The sequence below is a fragment of the Crateriforma conspicua genome (assembly GCF_007752935.1).
Lineage (GTDB): Bacteria > Planctomycetota > Planctomycetia > Pirellulales > Pirellulaceae > Crateriforma > Crateriforma conspicua.
Window position 1 is genome coordinate 5,867,915 of the sequence record NZ_CP036319.1, and the last position, 14,504, is coordinate 5,882,418.

The 14,504-nt window shown below is 59.2% G+C and carries 13 protein-coding genes; 5 read left to right on the top strand and 8 right to left on the bottom strand.

Annotated elements, in window-relative coordinates; translation table 11 throughout:
* Positions 1–183 precede the first annotated feature (183 nt).
* Both Mal65_RS21475 and Mal65_RS21480 read left to right on the top strand, forming a co-directional pair.
* Positions 184–1,308 (top strand): DUF1559 domain-containing protein, encoded by a 1,125-nt coding sequence (locus Mal65_RS21475; protein WP_145302414.1) that lies wholly within the window; start codon positions 184–186, stop codon positions 1,306–1,308.
* Positions 1,305–1,643: a hypothetical protein gene (locus Mal65_RS21480; protein WP_145302417.1), complete on the top strand. Its 339-nt coding sequence runs from the start codon at positions 1,305–1,307 to the stop codon at positions 1,641–1,643. The genes Mal65_RS21475 and Mal65_RS21480 overlap by 4 nt, the downstream gene beginning before the upstream one ends.
* 27 nt (positions 1,644–1,670) lie before the next feature.
* Here the strand turns inward: Mal65_RS21480 and Mal65_RS21485 are convergent, their stop codons facing one another.
* The 4 genes from Mal65_RS21485 to kdsA all read right to left on the bottom strand — a co-directional run bounded on the left by Mal65_RS21485 (position 1,671) and on the right by kdsA (position 6,527).
* A complete protein-coding gene (locus tag Mal65_RS21485; RefSeq protein WP_145302420.1) occupies positions 1,671–2,447 on the bottom strand; it encodes a TylF/MycF/NovP-related O-methyltransferase in 777 nt (258 codons plus the stop codon).
* A gap of 52 nt (positions 2,448–2,499) precedes the next feature.
* Positions 2,500–3,819, bottom strand: a complete 1,320-nt coding sequence (locus tag Mal65_RS21490) for a glycosyltransferase family 4 protein (RefSeq protein WP_145302423.1) — start codon at positions 3,817–3,819, stop codon at positions 2,500–2,502.
* Positions 3,812–5,536: a tetratricopeptide repeat protein gene (locus Mal65_RS21495; RefSeq protein ID WP_145302426.1), complete on the bottom strand. Its 1,725-nt coding sequence runs from the start codon at positions 5,534–5,536 to the stop codon at positions 3,812–3,814. The genes Mal65_RS21490 and Mal65_RS21495 overlap by 8 nt, the downstream gene beginning before the upstream one ends.
* Positions 5,537–5,618: 82 nt before the next feature.
* Positions 5,619–6,527 carry a 3-deoxy-8-phosphooctulonate synthase gene (gene kdsA, locus Mal65_RS21500; protein ID WP_145302429.1) on the bottom strand — a complete coding sequence of 303 codons (909 nt, stop codon included), beginning with the start codon at positions 6,525–6,527 and terminating at the stop codon, positions 5,619–5,621.
* A 296-nt stretch (positions 6,528–6,823) separates the two neighbouring features.
* On the opposite strand from kdsA, the gene Mal65_RS21505 reads away from it, so the two are divergent.
* The gene (locus Mal65_RS21505) at positions 6,824–7,261 is read left to right on the top strand and encodes a hypothetical protein (RefSeq protein WP_196784360.1); all 438 of its coding nucleotides are present in this window, start codon (positions 6,824–6,826) and stop codon (positions 7,259–7,261) included.
* A 209-nt stretch (positions 7,262–7,470) separates the two neighbouring features.
* Here the strand turns inward: Mal65_RS21505 and csrA are convergent, their stop codons facing one another.
* From csrA to Mal65_RS21520, 3 genes are all read right to left on the bottom strand, one after another.
* Positions 7,471–7,695 carry a carbon storage regulator CsrA gene (gene csrA, locus Mal65_RS21510; RefSeq protein ID WP_145302432.1) on the bottom strand — a complete coding sequence of 75 codons (225 nt, stop codon included), beginning with the start codon at positions 7,693–7,695 and terminating at the stop codon, positions 7,471–7,473.
* Positions 7,696–8,286: 591 nt separating this feature from the next.
* The gene (gene fliW / locus Mal65_RS21515) at positions 8,287–8,736 is read right to left on the bottom strand and encodes a flagellar assembly protein FliW (protein ID WP_145302435.1); all 450 of its coding nucleotides are present in this window, start codon (positions 8,734–8,736) and stop codon (positions 8,287–8,289) included.
* A gap of 170 nt (positions 8,737–8,906) precedes the next feature.
* Positions 8,907–10,862 carry a flagellin N-terminal helical domain-containing protein gene (locus tag Mal65_RS21520; RefSeq protein WP_145302438.1) on the bottom strand — a complete coding sequence of 652 codons (1,956 nt, stop codon included), beginning with the start codon at positions 10,860–10,862 and terminating at the stop codon, positions 8,907–8,909.
* Between the two features lie 213 nt (positions 10,863–11,075).
* On the opposite strand from Mal65_RS21520, the gene Mal65_RS21525 reads away from it, so the two are divergent.
* Together Mal65_RS21525 and Mal65_RS21530 are read left to right on the top strand one after the other, a co-directional pair.
* Entirely contained in the window at positions 11,076–11,690 is a 615-nt protein-coding gene (locus Mal65_RS21525; RefSeq protein ID WP_196784361.1) for a TerB family tellurite resistance protein, read from the top strand.
* 180 nt (positions 11,691–11,870) lie between these two features.
* On the top strand, positions 11,871–13,163 hold the full coding sequence (locus Mal65_RS21530) for a 6-phosphofructokinase (protein ID WP_145302443.1): 1,293 nt from the start codon (positions 11,871–11,873) through the stop codon (positions 13,161–13,163).
* Between the two features lie 52 nt (positions 13,164–13,215).
* On the opposite strand, the gene lhgD is transcribed toward Mal65_RS21530, so the two are convergent.
* Positions 13,216–14,451, bottom strand: coding sequence for an L-2-hydroxyglutarate dehydrogenase (gene lhgD, locus Mal65_RS21535; protein ID WP_145302446.1), 1,236 nt, complete (start codon positions 14,449–14,451; stop codon positions 13,216–13,218).
* Between the last annotated feature and the right edge of the window lie 53 nt (positions 14,452–14,504).

Here is a 14,504-nt window from a genome sequence, read left to right on the forward strand (position 1 = left end):
TCACACCAGAAAGTTAGCACAGGCTAACTCAGGGAGCCGCACAATGCATGGCTTTTCCAGGGTCATTCAGATTGTCGGCTATTAATTCCGCCTTGAATGTTAGCTTGCGCTAAATCCCGTTTTTCGCCGGGCGAGAATCGTCACCACGCCCACGTGTTCACCCTTTCGCCTTGGCGTTGCCCGATGTTCTTTCCTGTTTTTCGAATTCGCAGCGTGAAAGACGCCCCCATCGACCGCAAATCGCGACGCGGTGCGTTCACCCTGGTCGAACTGCTGGTGGTGATCGCCATCATCGGCGTCTTGGTGGGCCTCTTGTTGCCGGCGGTCCAAGGTGCGCGTGAAGCGGCACGGCGAATGGAATGCAGCAACAACCTGCGGCAGATCGCGTTGGCGTCGCACAACTACGCTTCGGCGTTCAAGCAATTCCCGCCGGGCTACCAATCGCAGCCGACCAGCAATGGAAACGTTCCTTCGTGGGTCACCATCGATTCGACGACCTGGGACGCGGGTTCGGGATGGGGCTGGGGATCGATGCTGTTGCCCTTTGCCGAACAGACCGCCGTTGCGGATCAGATTCGCTTTGATCGACCGGTTTGGGACCCGGAAAACGAAGCCGCGATCGCGGCGACCATACCGATGTACCTGTGTCCCTCGTCGACCGGTGGTGACCAACCGTTCGACGTCTTGAATGAATCGGGAAATGCGTTGTCGATATCCGGTCGCGGCGTCCGAGTCGGCCGCAGTCATTACGTGGCCAGCCATGGCCAAGAAAGCTGCTGGGGCGAATGCGGTTCCGCCGCCGTGGGAATCGTTTTTGACGACATCTATCAGGGCACCACGCGGACGGTACAGATTGACGGTGACGCCAGCCGCGTTGCCGATGGCCCGTTCTATCGAAATTCACGCACCCGATTTCGTGATGTGACCGACGGCACCAGCCAGACGATTTTCTTCGGCGAACACGCATCGGCGCTCAGTGAAAAAACGTGGGTCGGTGTCGTGCCTGGGGCGTTCACGCATCCACAGTTCCTGTCGCCCGAAAACGGTGCCGACGCCGCGGCCACGTTGACGTTGGTGCACGCCGGTCCGTCCGGAGGCGAATTGGATATCACCGGGCAACCCATCATCCACCCGATCAATTTTCCGACCTATCACGTCGGTCAGATGTACAGCCAGCACGTTGGCGGCGGCAACGTGGCATACGGCGACGGATCAGTACGCTTCGTCACGAATTTCGTGGATCTGATTCTGTGGGCGGAGATGTCCAGCATGAACGAACGCGAACAAATCGACTGGAGTCGACTGTGAATCAAACCCGCCCCGTTTGGTCGACGCCCTGGCTGTGGATTTCGATTGCCGCCGTCTTGTTGATCGGATTGGCCGTCAGCTTTTGGCCCGGCACGACTCCGCTGTCCGACGACGGTTACGATTTGACGATGGCGCTGTACAACGCGTGTAACCGACGCAGCGAAGTCGCGATCGAACAACTGCAAGACCAAGTCGAAACCAAAGCCAGCGCCGGCCAGCTATCAACCGATGCGACGTCAGCGCTGCGATCGGTCATTGATGACGCGAAAGCCGGACGTTGGCAACCGGCGATGGTCCGCTGCCGCGAATTGATGGACGACCAAATCAAACACTGACAACCGATTCGCCGCCCGTGATGTGATTCACGTTGTGAAAGGCTCCGCTTCGGTTTCCAGCCCCTTGATCATGAATCCACCACCGGGTGAAAGAGCGATCATTTTTTCGGGCTTGTCGGCCAAGACTTCATCGCATGCACGCGTCGCGCCGGGGCAAAATTCCGTTGCGTAGTCGTCACACAACAAAATGCCTCCCGGATTCAATCGGTCGTAAAAGAATTCAACACTCTGCCGCGTCGGTTCGTACAAATCCACATCGACGTGAACGAAACTGAAACGTTTGGTGTCAACTTCGCCAAACCGCTGCGGAATCCAACCGGTCAAAAAGGTCGTCTGGTCAAATGCGGCCAGAGCGTCGCGAGCCGTTTGCTCACTGACCGACAAATCGCCTTCGGTCCAGTAATCACCGTCTTGTTGGGAATCGGGGGCGCTTAGCCCGCAAAACGAATCAAACAAGTAGTGATGGCGATTCAGCGAAGACCGCTGGTTGCTTTGACAAATCAAAACCGAGGTCGATCCTCGATACACGCCGCATTCGGCAGTGTCACCGGGGACTTGCCAGGTCATTCGCAACAGTTGTGACAACATCCATCGTTTGTGCGTGTTGAAGCCGTCCATTTCGCCTTGTTGGCGAAGGTAGCCGTCGAACGATTCGCGAAGGCACCAGTCCGGATTTGGCCACATGAATCGGTATCCCGGAACCAACTGTTGACCCAGTTTTTGCAGGGCTTCCAGACGTTTCCCGGGGGTAACGGGACCGCGGAACAGTTCCCGCAAAATGCGGGCGATGACGAAAAATCGCACGACAGAGATGGCCTTTCAAAAGTTGGCAGAACTAAGATCCGGTATCACCCGTTTACCGAACGTCGTCAAAGCAGCGATCCAGCAAATCGGCCAGGTGGCGACAAATGACCGGTTCGCTGTGATGTGTCTCCAGATAATCGTATACCTTCGAATGATCCACGCTTCGCCGTCGATCGACGAAATCCGACAGAACCTCCGGCACTGTTGTCGGATCATCACAAACGACTCCGGCCCCCGATCGCTGAAAAAACTGGTCGAAATCGGCCAACGACACAATCGGCGTCCCCATCGCGGCGGCCTGAAGCAGCACATTGGGAAACCCTTCGTAACGCGGATCTCCGGTGCAAAGAAATGTTTTGGCTTGGGCAAACTGGTTCGGCATCTCGTCCGCTGGAACGCGGCTGATGAAGCGAACATTGCCGGGCGGATCAGCAAGGACGTCCGCTTCGACCGCCGGATCCGACGGGTTGGCGATGAAGCAAAACTTCAGCGTTGGACATTGCCGCGCAATCTGAATTGCCATGGTGATGCGTTTGTGGAAATCCTCGAATCTTCCGATCCACAAAACATCAACCGGACGTTTGTCGAAGGGCAGCGTGGACGATGCATTCGATTCATCGTCGCGTCGCGATGTCGGCTCGAAGCGTTTCCGCAACTGATTGAAATGATTCAAATCAATGGCGTTTCGAATTAGAAAAGAATCACGTGCAAAGTGTTTCTGCAAGCGATCGCATTGCCATTGATTCTGGCAGACGAAATGAGTGGCGTTGCGAATCGCAAACATCACGTCGGCCGATGTGACGCCATACTTTGACGTGAAATTGGGATCGTCGGCGAATCGTGGATTGAGGTCTTCGTTGCTTTGCACCAGCACCAGCAAGGGCCGTTGTTGATCAACAGCGGTGGCGATCACGCCCGCCGATTCGGCACTGACACCCATCGTGATCCAAACGTCCGGTGGATCGAATTTCGTCAATCTGGGATCCGGCTTGCGCGGCATCGGATCGGCCGCGCGAAACGGCTTGGTGATCGCCAAGGTAAAAACTTGCCACATCAGCCGCGGGGTCCATCGTACCGGCCGATCGGAGAGTGCCGACGCCACCGCACGTCGCACGGGCATCCAGCGGTCGACATGGGCGGCGATGGTCACGCCGGTGGGATGGGTGATTGGCAAACGCCGCGTGGAGCGTGCGATAAAGATCGGATGCCACCGTCCGTCGCGTGCCAGGCCGGTGGCAAACGTCCACGCGGCAGTTTCCATTCCGCCGACGGGCACCCCCGCACCAGGGGCGACCGTTCCAATCGCTTGCCAAGCGACGATCGCCACCGAGGGGCGATCCGGCGGGGCGGGGGAGGTTGCCAAATCAGTCACGTCCGATCAGACGCGCGCGGATCCGGTTTCCCTGCTCCTGGGGATCACCGACGGTTTTCAACAGCTTCACGGCTGCCTCGGTCTGTCCCAGTTGTTCTTCGGTACGAGCCAGGTTGTACCGTGCGGCGGGTTCCCACGGCGTCGGTTGGGCCGGATCCAGAACTCGCTTGTCGAACCAATTGCGTGCCGTTTCGATGCGGCCGTCGTCGTACTGAACCAGACTTAGCCAATAGGTGGCGGTTCGCTTTCCCTGCCGCATCAAGCTTTGCACCTGAGCGATCTGGGCTTCGAACTGCTGGTTGTCCATCCCCAATTCCCGACGCAGACCGTAAGCCTTTTGCAGTTCCAAATCGATTCGCAAGTCGGCAATCTCAAACTCGGGGGCTCGTTGGCTCAGGTACAGCGTCCGCGCGCCCTCGGTCAAATCGTCTTCGTCATCCGAAAATTCGCCGTGCAGGTGACGCCACCGACCTTGGGACAACATTTGTGGCATCTCGGCCTGGGCATCCATGATCAGCCATTGCGACTGGTACCAGAACGCAAAGAACGGGTCTCGCATGGATTGGTTTTCCATCGCCGCGCGATAAATCTCAGCCTGGATCGGGACCGGCCACCAGCGTGCCCCGGCGACTCCCGCGATTGCATCCCAACGTTCGCTGGATTCGTCGGCGTCGACGTACAAAGTCATCCGTCGTTGGCCGGTCAACGATTCCTGCAACAACTTCATCCGTGTTGCGATCGCTTCGGGCATCAGGTTCAACATCGCGGTGACTTGCTGGACGTCGGCTTTGTCGAATGGATAGTCGAAAAAGCCCGGGACCTTCAATCGTCGCAACACCGATTCGTCACGACGGGCTTGTTTCAGCGTGGCGATGCCCACTTGGTCGGGACCTGGAATCGGCAGCCCCAATTCGGGTTCGAACAAATAGACTTCGTCACCGATCATGACTCCCACCGCCCACGGCGTCAGTCGACCGGAATCATCCGAAGGCACCGCCAGGATGGCTGCGGCCAAACCGGCTTGGCGACACAGTTGTTCAAAGACGCCGGCTCGTTGCAATCCATCGCCGGTGCCACGCCAAATCGTTTCGTAATCACTTTGCCGATACCCGGCACCGCGAAACTCCAACCCTTCGGGCAACGGTGGCGGCTCCGGCGCCGGTTGGGTCAGCACGCGAGGCTGTAAGGCAACATTTCGCACCGTCCAATCGAACAGTCGCGAAGCAGTCTGCAGCGAATCCAGCGAGTCCGGGTCCAATCCACCGGCTCCGTCTTCGAACCATGACATCCAAAGCGGATCCGTTTCGCCGGGACGGTCCACCCACTGGACGATTTGGCGAAATAGATAGGCATCGCGTAGATGCTTTACATCGCCGCCGACGAAATTCGTGCCGCCGATTTGTTCGTCCAAGACTTCCTGCGGGACCACACCACGCAACGTCGACACGATCTCAGGTGTGACTGATGCGGGAACGTCGCCGCGGGTCTGCAACCACTGGTTCAGATGAAAACGGATCTGTTGCTGGGCCCGGGTCGGATTCAGTTCGACCAGACGCTGCAACAAGCTGAACGCTTCGCCCAAGTGATCCTGTTTCGATTCTGTTTGAACCCGCGCCTGACGGGAGGCCTGGATTTCTCGCACAAGATCTCGATCGTCGCCGCAACCGGCGAACAGACAGACGACCAGCAATAGGCTTAGGGGGCGGAGCAATGACACGGCAGAAACGCACAAACCGGTGGAAAAGAACGGCGATGGAATGGAACGGACAAGCGGAATCGCATGGGCCGCCCGTCACAGGCTAGCGGATCGACGCCAGTTCGTTGACGCACTGCCGCAATCGCAACAGCCGATCGATCAGCGGGCGGAACTGGTCCAGCGGGATCATGTTCGGACCGTCGCTGGGTGACAATTCCGGCTGGGGGTGAGTTTCGAAAAACAATGCGTCGATACCCACTGATACGGCGGCGCGGGCCAACGGTTCGACCATCTCGCGGTTGCCACCGGTCGCATCGCCCAGTCCGCCGGGCCGCTGGACGCTGTGGGTGGCATCGAACACCACAGGAACGCCCAAATTTCGCATGGTGACAAGGCCCGCCATGTCGTTGACCAGACGGCCGTAACCAAAAAAAGTCCCGCGTTCGCATAACAGAACGCCACCGTCGCCCGCCCCGGTGGCTTTGGCGACGACGTGACGCATGTCTTCGGGGGCCATGAATTGCCCCTTTTTCACGTTCACCGGGCGTCCGGTTTCCGCGGCCGCCACGACCAGATCGGTTTGACGTGCCAGGAACGCGGGAATCTGCAAAATCGAACAGACTTCGGCCGCCACGCCGCACTGCGTGGGCAAATGCACGTCGGTGGTCACCGGCAAACCGCTGGCCTGACCGATCCGCCGAAGCATCGCCACGCCTTGTTCCAGCCCGGGCCCCCGCTTGGCCGCGGCACTGGTGCGGTTGGCTTTGTCAAAGGAAGCCTTGAATACCACATTGACCTGATCGGACTGGTTGATTGCCGCCAAAACCTCCGCGATCCGCATCGAAGTCTCTTCGTCTTGCAAAACGCAGGGGCCGGCAATCAGCATCAGCGGTTGGCCAGACCCGCAGCGAAAAGCTGGGCCACCTTTGGCGTCAGGAATCACGACGACATTTTCAGCCGCCGAATCGTGGTCGGAGCCGGAACCGGCGGAGGAGTGTTGTGCAGCGTTCATGGCGGGGAAGTTTGGATCATCCCCGGCATGAAGGCAATCCACGTGCGAAAGGTCCGCCGAATTGGAATGCCCGTCGTGTCATCACCGATCCGGTGGGGACGTAGCGACGATGCGGATTGCGCAATCGAAATGTCCCAAGATCCGCCCGGATTGTCCGCTCATTTCTCTCGTCCTTCGGCCGCCTGTCATCGTCGGTGACCTAGCCTTGGGCTGCAGGAAGCTTTGATTTCGGGGAACCAAGTCCCAAGGAGGGCGACCATCGATGGCAGCAACGCACTGCTGAGGGGAATTTTCAGGTGAGCTTCATTCGACGTTTTTGGGCTGCGGGTCTGATCCTAATCATGGTGGCAATTCACGCCGCCGTGATTGGGTACGTACGCAGCCGCGTCGCCCGGTTGAAACACTTGAAAAGCTCGGCGGTTGAAATCGGCAACTTCCGGTTTCAACCCGTCACGGACAAAGACAGCGTCTATCACTTTCGGTTGCACGCGGTCGTCGACCCGGCCAAACACATGGAAGGTCGCGAACAACTGGAAAAGATGAAGATGGAAATCGTCGAAGATTCCGAGCGTATGTTACGAACCGCCGACGTCCAGTGGCTACAAGATCCCAAGCAGGCCGAAGTCCGCGCGCGGTTGATGGACGTCGTCGTTAAGCATTTGCCCGACAAGCTGATCCAGCGGGTGTTGATCACCGATTGGTTGGAAGTCCCCGTGGAATCAATCCATTTGTAGCGTCCCATCATTTCAGGTACGCAACATCATCATGGGCGCCGGTGCATCGCACCGTTACGCCCCATGGGTCGCCCTATGCGTCATCCAGCGCAACAAGCCGACGGGGATGCCGAATCAGACGCCGTCGATTTGCATCGATGGGGTCGGCTGATTCGTCAACGCTGATTCCATCCGATCGTTGTGGGATCGGATGATTCCCGCCGGCCGCGTCAATTCCGAGGCGGACGAACGTCTTTGGTCGCCCCGCTGCCGGTCTGCGTCGCGCGTTTGTTTTCGCGTTGGATCGCGTCGTAAACTTCTTGACGGTGCACCGGGATGGACTGCGGAGCGTCGATTCCCAGACGGACTTTGTCGCCACGGATGTCAACGATGGTCACGACGACGTCGTCGCCGATCATGATGCTTTCGTCGCGGTGTCGTGAAAGGACCAGCATGATGGCCTCGATACATGAAGGGCAGGGTACTGAAGGCGTGACGTCGAAACCGAACACATGTTGAATCGATGTCTTGGCACCGCGTGCAAGTTCGACCTGTGGGTCGGTCTCAGGGACGGACCGTCCGAACGACGGGGTCGCCGGAGAACTCGCTCGCTACGACATGCTATCGACGCACAGTGCGCGACAATTGATCCACCACCTTTGAAGGTCCACCATTTCCGGTTCTGACGGAACGCCCGGCCGCGCCCCTTGAAACGACTGCAACCATGTTGATGCGGTTCGACGCGAAAGAACGTTCGGTTCGTCCGATCGGTGAAACAATGACGCCCCGCAAAGCAGGCGGCTGTATCGTGGCTGTCATCACATGCACGCAGCTCGATCCGCCACTTGGCGCTATCGCATGCTGGGCTTGACCGCAAACGCTGGTTGAGATGAACCAAAAAATAGTCAACGCAATCGTGATTCCGCCACGATGGGTCACAAACATGATCGTGGTGACACGCGTGCTCGGGCGAAACGCCGATGACGCGCAATGCCCGTGCGATCCCGTTCGGATCTTAAAGAATGCGTCGTACCGTTGCCTGCAATTCAGGCGGCGCGTGCGATGTCAAACTGGCCTTGGGCGCCCAGCGGCAACGCTTGCCGAATCGGCTGGTCATCGTTGGTGATCACTTGGCATCCCAGACGCTTGTCTAGGTTCAACAGCAACGGTGCGCGAAGATTCGTCGTCAATTTTCCGACATGACCGGACACCGTCGTCATCACGTACAGTTCGGCACCAGGCCGCATGTGCAGCGACGCCATCTCACGCCTGGCAACGTGCACCCGATAGTCGGGAAAGAAAGCGCGTGGGCTGATCAATGGAATCGCCCGATCACCGCGGGAAGCGCTTTGCAGCCAAGCCACCGCGTCGTTCTGTTGGTCGGGAATCAGGGCCCACTGCCGCAGCGTTTCCAAACCGATCAATCCCTGTGGAAACAGAAACAGATCTTCGGTGTTCAGAACAAGGTTACCGAATCGGTTGGTTTCAATACGCATGGCTGCGGATCATTTGAAGGCGTCAATCAGCAGATCGAACCGAGGGACATCCGCGGTTCATAAGGTGTATCGGCCGGTTCATTCATCGAATCGACAAATTCGTTACAAACCGATGCGGAAAAAAGTGCGGCTTGACCGTGACCATTGCGTCAACGACCAGTCGACCATTGCTACAGATAGTTCAACACGGTGATCTGTGACGTCTGTCCGATCAGCCGCATGGATGCTTCCAGCGCCGTTTGCCGGGACGTCATTTCGCTGATCACGGTCGCCAAGTCGGCGTCGATTTCGTCGGACAGCTGTGACTGAAGCAGCAATGATTCTTGGGCGTTGGCCTCACTGAGTTGCTGCAGATTCTGGCTCCACACACCGACCCGGCCGCGGGTCCGGCTGGACCGGTCCAAATCGACGTCCAGGCGTTCTTGCAACAACGAGATTTCTTCGACGTCACCGTCCAGAACCGCACGTTGCAACCGGATCAACGTATCAAGAGCTCCGCCGGCTTCCTGTGGGTCATAGTCTCCACCGACCAAGCGCATCGAGCCGCCGGACAATTCCCCGGTGCCCACGGTTTCCCCGTCGGGGATCAGCCCCAACTGTGAACCTGCATCCGACAGCCCGGGTTGTGAAACTTCCAGGTTTCCCGCGCCCGGCGGGGCTTCCAGCTCCAACCCGTTGCCCACCGCATTCAACCGCACCAACACCCGCAGGCTGTCCTGATTGTCGGGATGATTGCTGATCAGATCGATGACGTCCTGGATCGTCTCGGCACCTTCCAGATTGATGCCCAGCTGGACGCCGTCGGGACGAGTGATGACCAAATCATCGTCTTGACTGTTCAGCACCAGGCCTCGGCCGCCCCCGAGTTCGCTTAGGCGAGTCTGTTCGTCGGAGGACCGAATTCCCAGGCTGCTGGCTGCGACGCCGCCGTTTTCACCGATCGAATAATCGACGCCGCTTCGCTGGGCTTTCAGCACGATGCGTCCGGCCGATTGATCCAGTTCCGCCTGGACATCGGCGTCGCTACGGTTGATCGCGATCAGAACGTCACCCAGCGTCTCCGCCTCCGACAAGTCGATGTCAAAATCCTGTCCGCCGCGGCTGATTTGAAGTCCACCGGTCAGATCCAGCCCCGCACCGTCGGCCAATTGATCGATCCGGGTCTCGGTGGTCACCCGGGGCGCCATCCCCGTTCCGGTCAGCGGTGGCGCGGTGAACCCTTGTGGGTTGGAAAGTCCCAAGTCGCTGGCCGTTGTACCACCAGGCACGTCGTCGACGGCCAGAGTCCCCGGCAGCCCGTCGCTGTATTCCAGACGGACGGTGTCGTTGGTGATCGAAAACGACAATCGGCGACCGTTCAGATCGTATTGGTCGATGATGTCTTCCACGTCGCCGATGGTTGCGGCACGGCTGAGATCGATGGTTTGAAAGTTGCCGCCATCGCTGACACGAATGATTCCCGGCTGGACTCCCTTACCGGCTTTCATATCCACCAGACGCGTGTCGCGGGCCAGCCCGGCACCCAAGGAATCGCCCGTGACCACGGTCGACAGCAGCCCCAGACTTTCGGACGCACTGACGTTGATCGCGGTGGAAACACCGCCGCCCAGTTTGGTGTTCCCGACCGCTTCGGTCCCCGAAAAATGCACACCACCGTCGATCCAGTTCAGTGCGTTTTCACTTTCCAGGATGCCGCCCAGCAATTGGTGGTCGCGAAACATCACGTTTCCCGCCGTGAAGACCGAATTCAACGCCTGCTGGACGGTCGCGCTCAACGCCGCCCGCTCGTCTTCGGACAACACGTTTTGGGCCGCTTCGACCGCCACACCACGGGCTTGGATCAAAGCATCGTCGATTCGCGCCAACGCATCATCGGTCGACTGATAGAATGCTTCGGTGGCCTGGGCGTTACGTTGCAACTGATCGGTGCGGTCGATTCCACGTTGCAGCACCAACGCGCGCCCGGCGGACGCGGGGTCATCGGAGACCCGCAAAACACGCCGGCCCGTGCTCAGCTGGTCATAGGTCCGCTGCAATTCGACTTGGTCGGCGTTCAGCTGGAACAACAGCCGCTGGGTCGCAAGCGGCGTGCTGGTGCGCGTCGTGTTGACCGGCAAAATGGCCATGGCGGACGGGATTCCTGCGTCGAATGAACAGCGGACGTCGATCTTGTATCGTCAAGCCTTTCGCATTCGATTCAATCAAACCAATCATTTCGAACCACCATGGGACGTTTGCGTGGCCCGGGCCCCGGTTGTGGGGTTCTTCACCGGTGACGCGCCGCCCGTCTTGATTCCCCATCCTGCGAGGCCCCGCCGTCAATGATCCTGATCGGCACCATGAACTTGACCCGAACCCGCGACCGAGGCAGTTTTTATTGCCCCCAATGCGGGACGACGGAGTTTTACCGTCGCCGATCGCGCCGACCGTTCCTGACGCTTTATTTCATCCCCACCGTGCCGGTCGGGGCGGCCGAGGAATTCATCCAGTGCGACGGATGCGACGCCACCTGGGATCTGAGCGTTTTGGAGATGGACCGCGACAGCCACGAAGCGGCCAAGGAAGCCCAATTCAAAGACGAAGCCCTGCGGTCGGCTATTTTGACGGTGCTGATCGACCAACAGATCACACCGGGCGAAATCGACACCCTGATTTCGCTTTCCAACGATCTTTTACAACGTCCGATCGACCGCGAAGAACTGGGGCAACTGTGTTCCATCGCCGTCGACAACCGGATCAAGCCGGATCACTACATCTTGACGGTCAGCCGACGCTGGACCCAACAGCAACGACGTTTGGCCCTGCAGATCGTCTTCTTGGCCGCCACGGCCGACGAACCGCTGGACGGCCCACGTCTGGAACTTCTGGGGCGGTTGCGAGAAATTTTCGACCTGACCGACGCCGAATACCAGGCGACCATCGAAGAGGCGATCGAACAAGCCGACGCCACCTAGAATCCACCCGCGACGGGGCCGCGATTCACCCCAGGTGGGACCAGCCGCCTTGGCGGTCGCCCCCAGAAGCCTAGAATTTCCGACTCCAAAACCAAACCACGCGAGCGAACGGGTGACGTAATCGGTCCGATGAAGACCGGCGTCCTGGTCGCCGATCCAGTTCACGCGAGCCGATTCGTCATGCCAGTTTCCTCTGATCATCACAGCCTCGATATCAAACGCGTCGCCATCCTGTTCGCCGGCGGCCCCGCACCGGCAGCCAACGCGGTGATCAGCACGGCGGCATTCTCGTTTCTGGAAGAAGGCGCCCAGGTCTTCGGCATCAAGCACGGCTACAGTCGGCTGGCCGAATACAGCGCCGCCGGACCGCTGCAGGAAGGCACCGACTACATCCGATTCAGCCACGACACGCTGACAAACGCCCGCAGCAGCCGCGGGATCATGATCGGAACGGCACGCACCAACCCCGGCCGCCACGTCAGCAGCCCCGAGAACCTGAAGGACCCGGAACTGGTCGCGCCCCTGCGGCGGGTTTATGAAGGTCTGTGCAGTCTGGAGATCGACGCCCTGATTAGCATCGGTGGCGATGACACGCTGAAGACCGCCAACAAGCTGAAGATGTTCCAGGACGGATTGCCGGCCGAAGCCAGGCGTTTCCCCGTCGTCCACTTGCCCAAGACGATCGACAATGATTACAGCGGCATCGACTTCACCTTCGGCTTCTTCACCGCCGTCGAAACCTTGGCCGAAGAAATCCGCAACCTGAACTTTGACGCCGCCGCGGGCAGAGCCTATTTCCTGTGCGAAGCAATGGGACGCAGTGCCGGTTGGTTGGCCTATGGTGCGGCGATCGCCGGTGAAGCCAGCATGGTCCTCAGCGTCGAAGACATCCGCGGCGCCATGGCCGAGGAAGAAGTCGTCAGCCAAGAAACCGGAGAAACCCGCAAAATCATGGCCCTGGATCGGGTCATCGATCGCATGGTCGACATGATGCTGGCCCGCGAACGCGAAGGTCGCCAGTACGGAACGATCGTCGTCGCCGAAGGCATGGCGGAATACCTGCCGTCGAAGTACTTGGAAGGCATCAGCCGCGACGATCACGGCCACATCAACATCTCCTCGGTCAATCTGGCCGCCATGATGTCCGGGTTATTGTCGGCTCGATACAACGAACGCACCGGCCGGACTCGCAAGGTGAACGGGCTGCAACTGGGTTACGAATCCCGTTGTGCACCGCCGCACGCCTACGACATCATGCTGGGGTCTCAGTTGGGTGTCGGTGCGTATCGTGCCTTGGTGGAAGAAAAGCTTAACGGTGTCATGGTGTCGGTCTCCGGACAACTGGACCTGCACTTTGTGCCGTTCCAAGAACTGGTGGACCCCGAAACGCTGGTCACCAAGGTCCGCTTCATCCAGCCCGACAGCGATTTCCACCGACTGGCTCGGTTCCTGGAAACCTGCGTCGACAACTAAACGTGCCCAACATCGGCGACGCGAATCGCCGTTTCCCGGTGGCCCAAACCGTTCAGTCTTCCTCCGATTCAAATCGGTCGACGACGTGACGGGCGATCGCCAGCGATGCGGTTGCGGCGGGTGACGGCGCGTTCAGCACGTGGACCGATCGAGGCCCACGTTGGATCAGAAAATCATCCACCAGATCCCCCTCCGGTGTAACCGCCTGTGCGCGGACACCGGAACGTCCCGGCTTTAAATCGGTGGGACGAATTGATGGGATCAACTTCTGCAGCGCCCGAGTGAAGGCGTGTTTGCTGAACGAGCGATACATCTCGCCGGCCCCCATCCGCCAATGCTTTCCGGCCAGCTTTCGAAAACCAGCGAAGGAAAGCGTCTCCGCCAGGTCCGAAACACTGACGTCAGACCAGCGGTATCCGTGGCGTGCCATCGCCAGGACCGCATTGGGACCACATTCAACGCCTCCCTGTATCATCCGCGTGAAGTGGACGCCCAAAAAGGGAAAGCTGGGGTCGGGCACCGGATAGATCAGATTTCGACACAACCGCTGGCTTTCCGATTTCAGTTCGAAATATTCCCCGCGAAACGGAACGATGCGAACATCGGTTTTTACCCCGGCGGCTCGTGCAATTCGATCACATTGCAGTCCGCCACAATTGACGTAGCGGTCGCAGCGGACCGGATCGTCGTGTCCGACGGCTTTCAAAACAACATCGTCCCCCGCCACATCGATCGCTTCGACACGAAAACCGGTGATCACCTGTCCGCCGGCCGCACGGATTCGCCGCACCATGGCGCGACAGACTTCTGGATAATCGACGATCCCGGTTTCGGGCACATGCAGTGCGGCCAGCCCCGCCGCGGCCGGTTCCAATTGGCGTAGCCGGTCCGTATCGATCAGCTCGAACTCCACGCCGTTTTGGGTCGCCCGATCGGCGATCTGGTCCAGCCGCTGTCGTTCGTCCGCGTTGACGGCGACGACCACCTTGCCACAGCGATCCCAGCGAACGCTCTCATCTCGGCAAAACTGCTCCAGCAATTGCTTGCCTTCGCGACAGGTTTTGGCTTTGGTCGATCCGGGACGATAATACAGTCCTGAATGGATCACGCCGGAGTTGTTGCCACTCTGATGTTGCCCGACGTCGGCCTCGGCTTCCAACACCGCCAGCCGGCACTCCGGATGACGCTGCAATACCGTCACGGCCGTCGCCAACCCTACGATCCCTCCGCCGATGACCACCACGTCGTAGCGGCCACCCGCATTCTGTGCCGGAAAGGGCGAATTCATAAGGCAATCAGTGCGTTTTGAACCTAGCGTTGCATTATGCAGGGCAAGAAAAC

What these genes read in the sequence shown, in the direction of transcription:
- Mal65_RS21475 (WP_145302414.1), top strand. Translation starts at nt 184, where the DNA reads ATGTTCTTTCCTGTTTTTCGAATTCGCAGCGTGAAAGACGCCCCCATC.
- kdsA (WP_145302429.1), bottom strand. Translation starts at nt 6,527, where the DNA reads ATGAACGCTGCACAACACTCCTCCGCCGGTTCCGGCTCCGACCACGAT.
- csrA (WP_145302432.1), bottom strand. Translation starts at nt 7,695, where the DNA reads ATGCTGGTCCTTTCACGACACCGCGACGAAAGCATCATGATCGGCGAC.
- fliW (WP_145302435.1), bottom strand. Translation starts at nt 8,736, where the DNA reads ATGCGTATTGAAACCAACCGATTCGGTAACCTTGTTCTGAACACCGAA.
- Mal65_RS21520 (WP_145302438.1), bottom strand. Translation starts at nt 10,862, where the DNA reads ATGGCCATTTTGCCGGTCAACACGACGCGCACCAGCACGCCGCTTGCG.
- Mal65_RS21525 (WP_196784361.1), top strand. Translation starts at nt 11,076, where the DNA reads ATGAACTTGACCCGAACCCGCGACCGAGGCAGTTTTTATTGCCCCCAA.
- Mal65_RS21530 (WP_145302443.1), top strand. Translation starts at nt 11,871, where the DNA reads ATGCCAGTTTCCTCTGATCATCACAGCCTCGATATCAAACGCGTCGCC.
- lhgD (WP_145302446.1), bottom strand. Translation starts at nt 14,451, where the DNA reads ATGAATTCGCCCTTTCCGGCACAGAATGCGGGTGGCCGCTACGACGTG.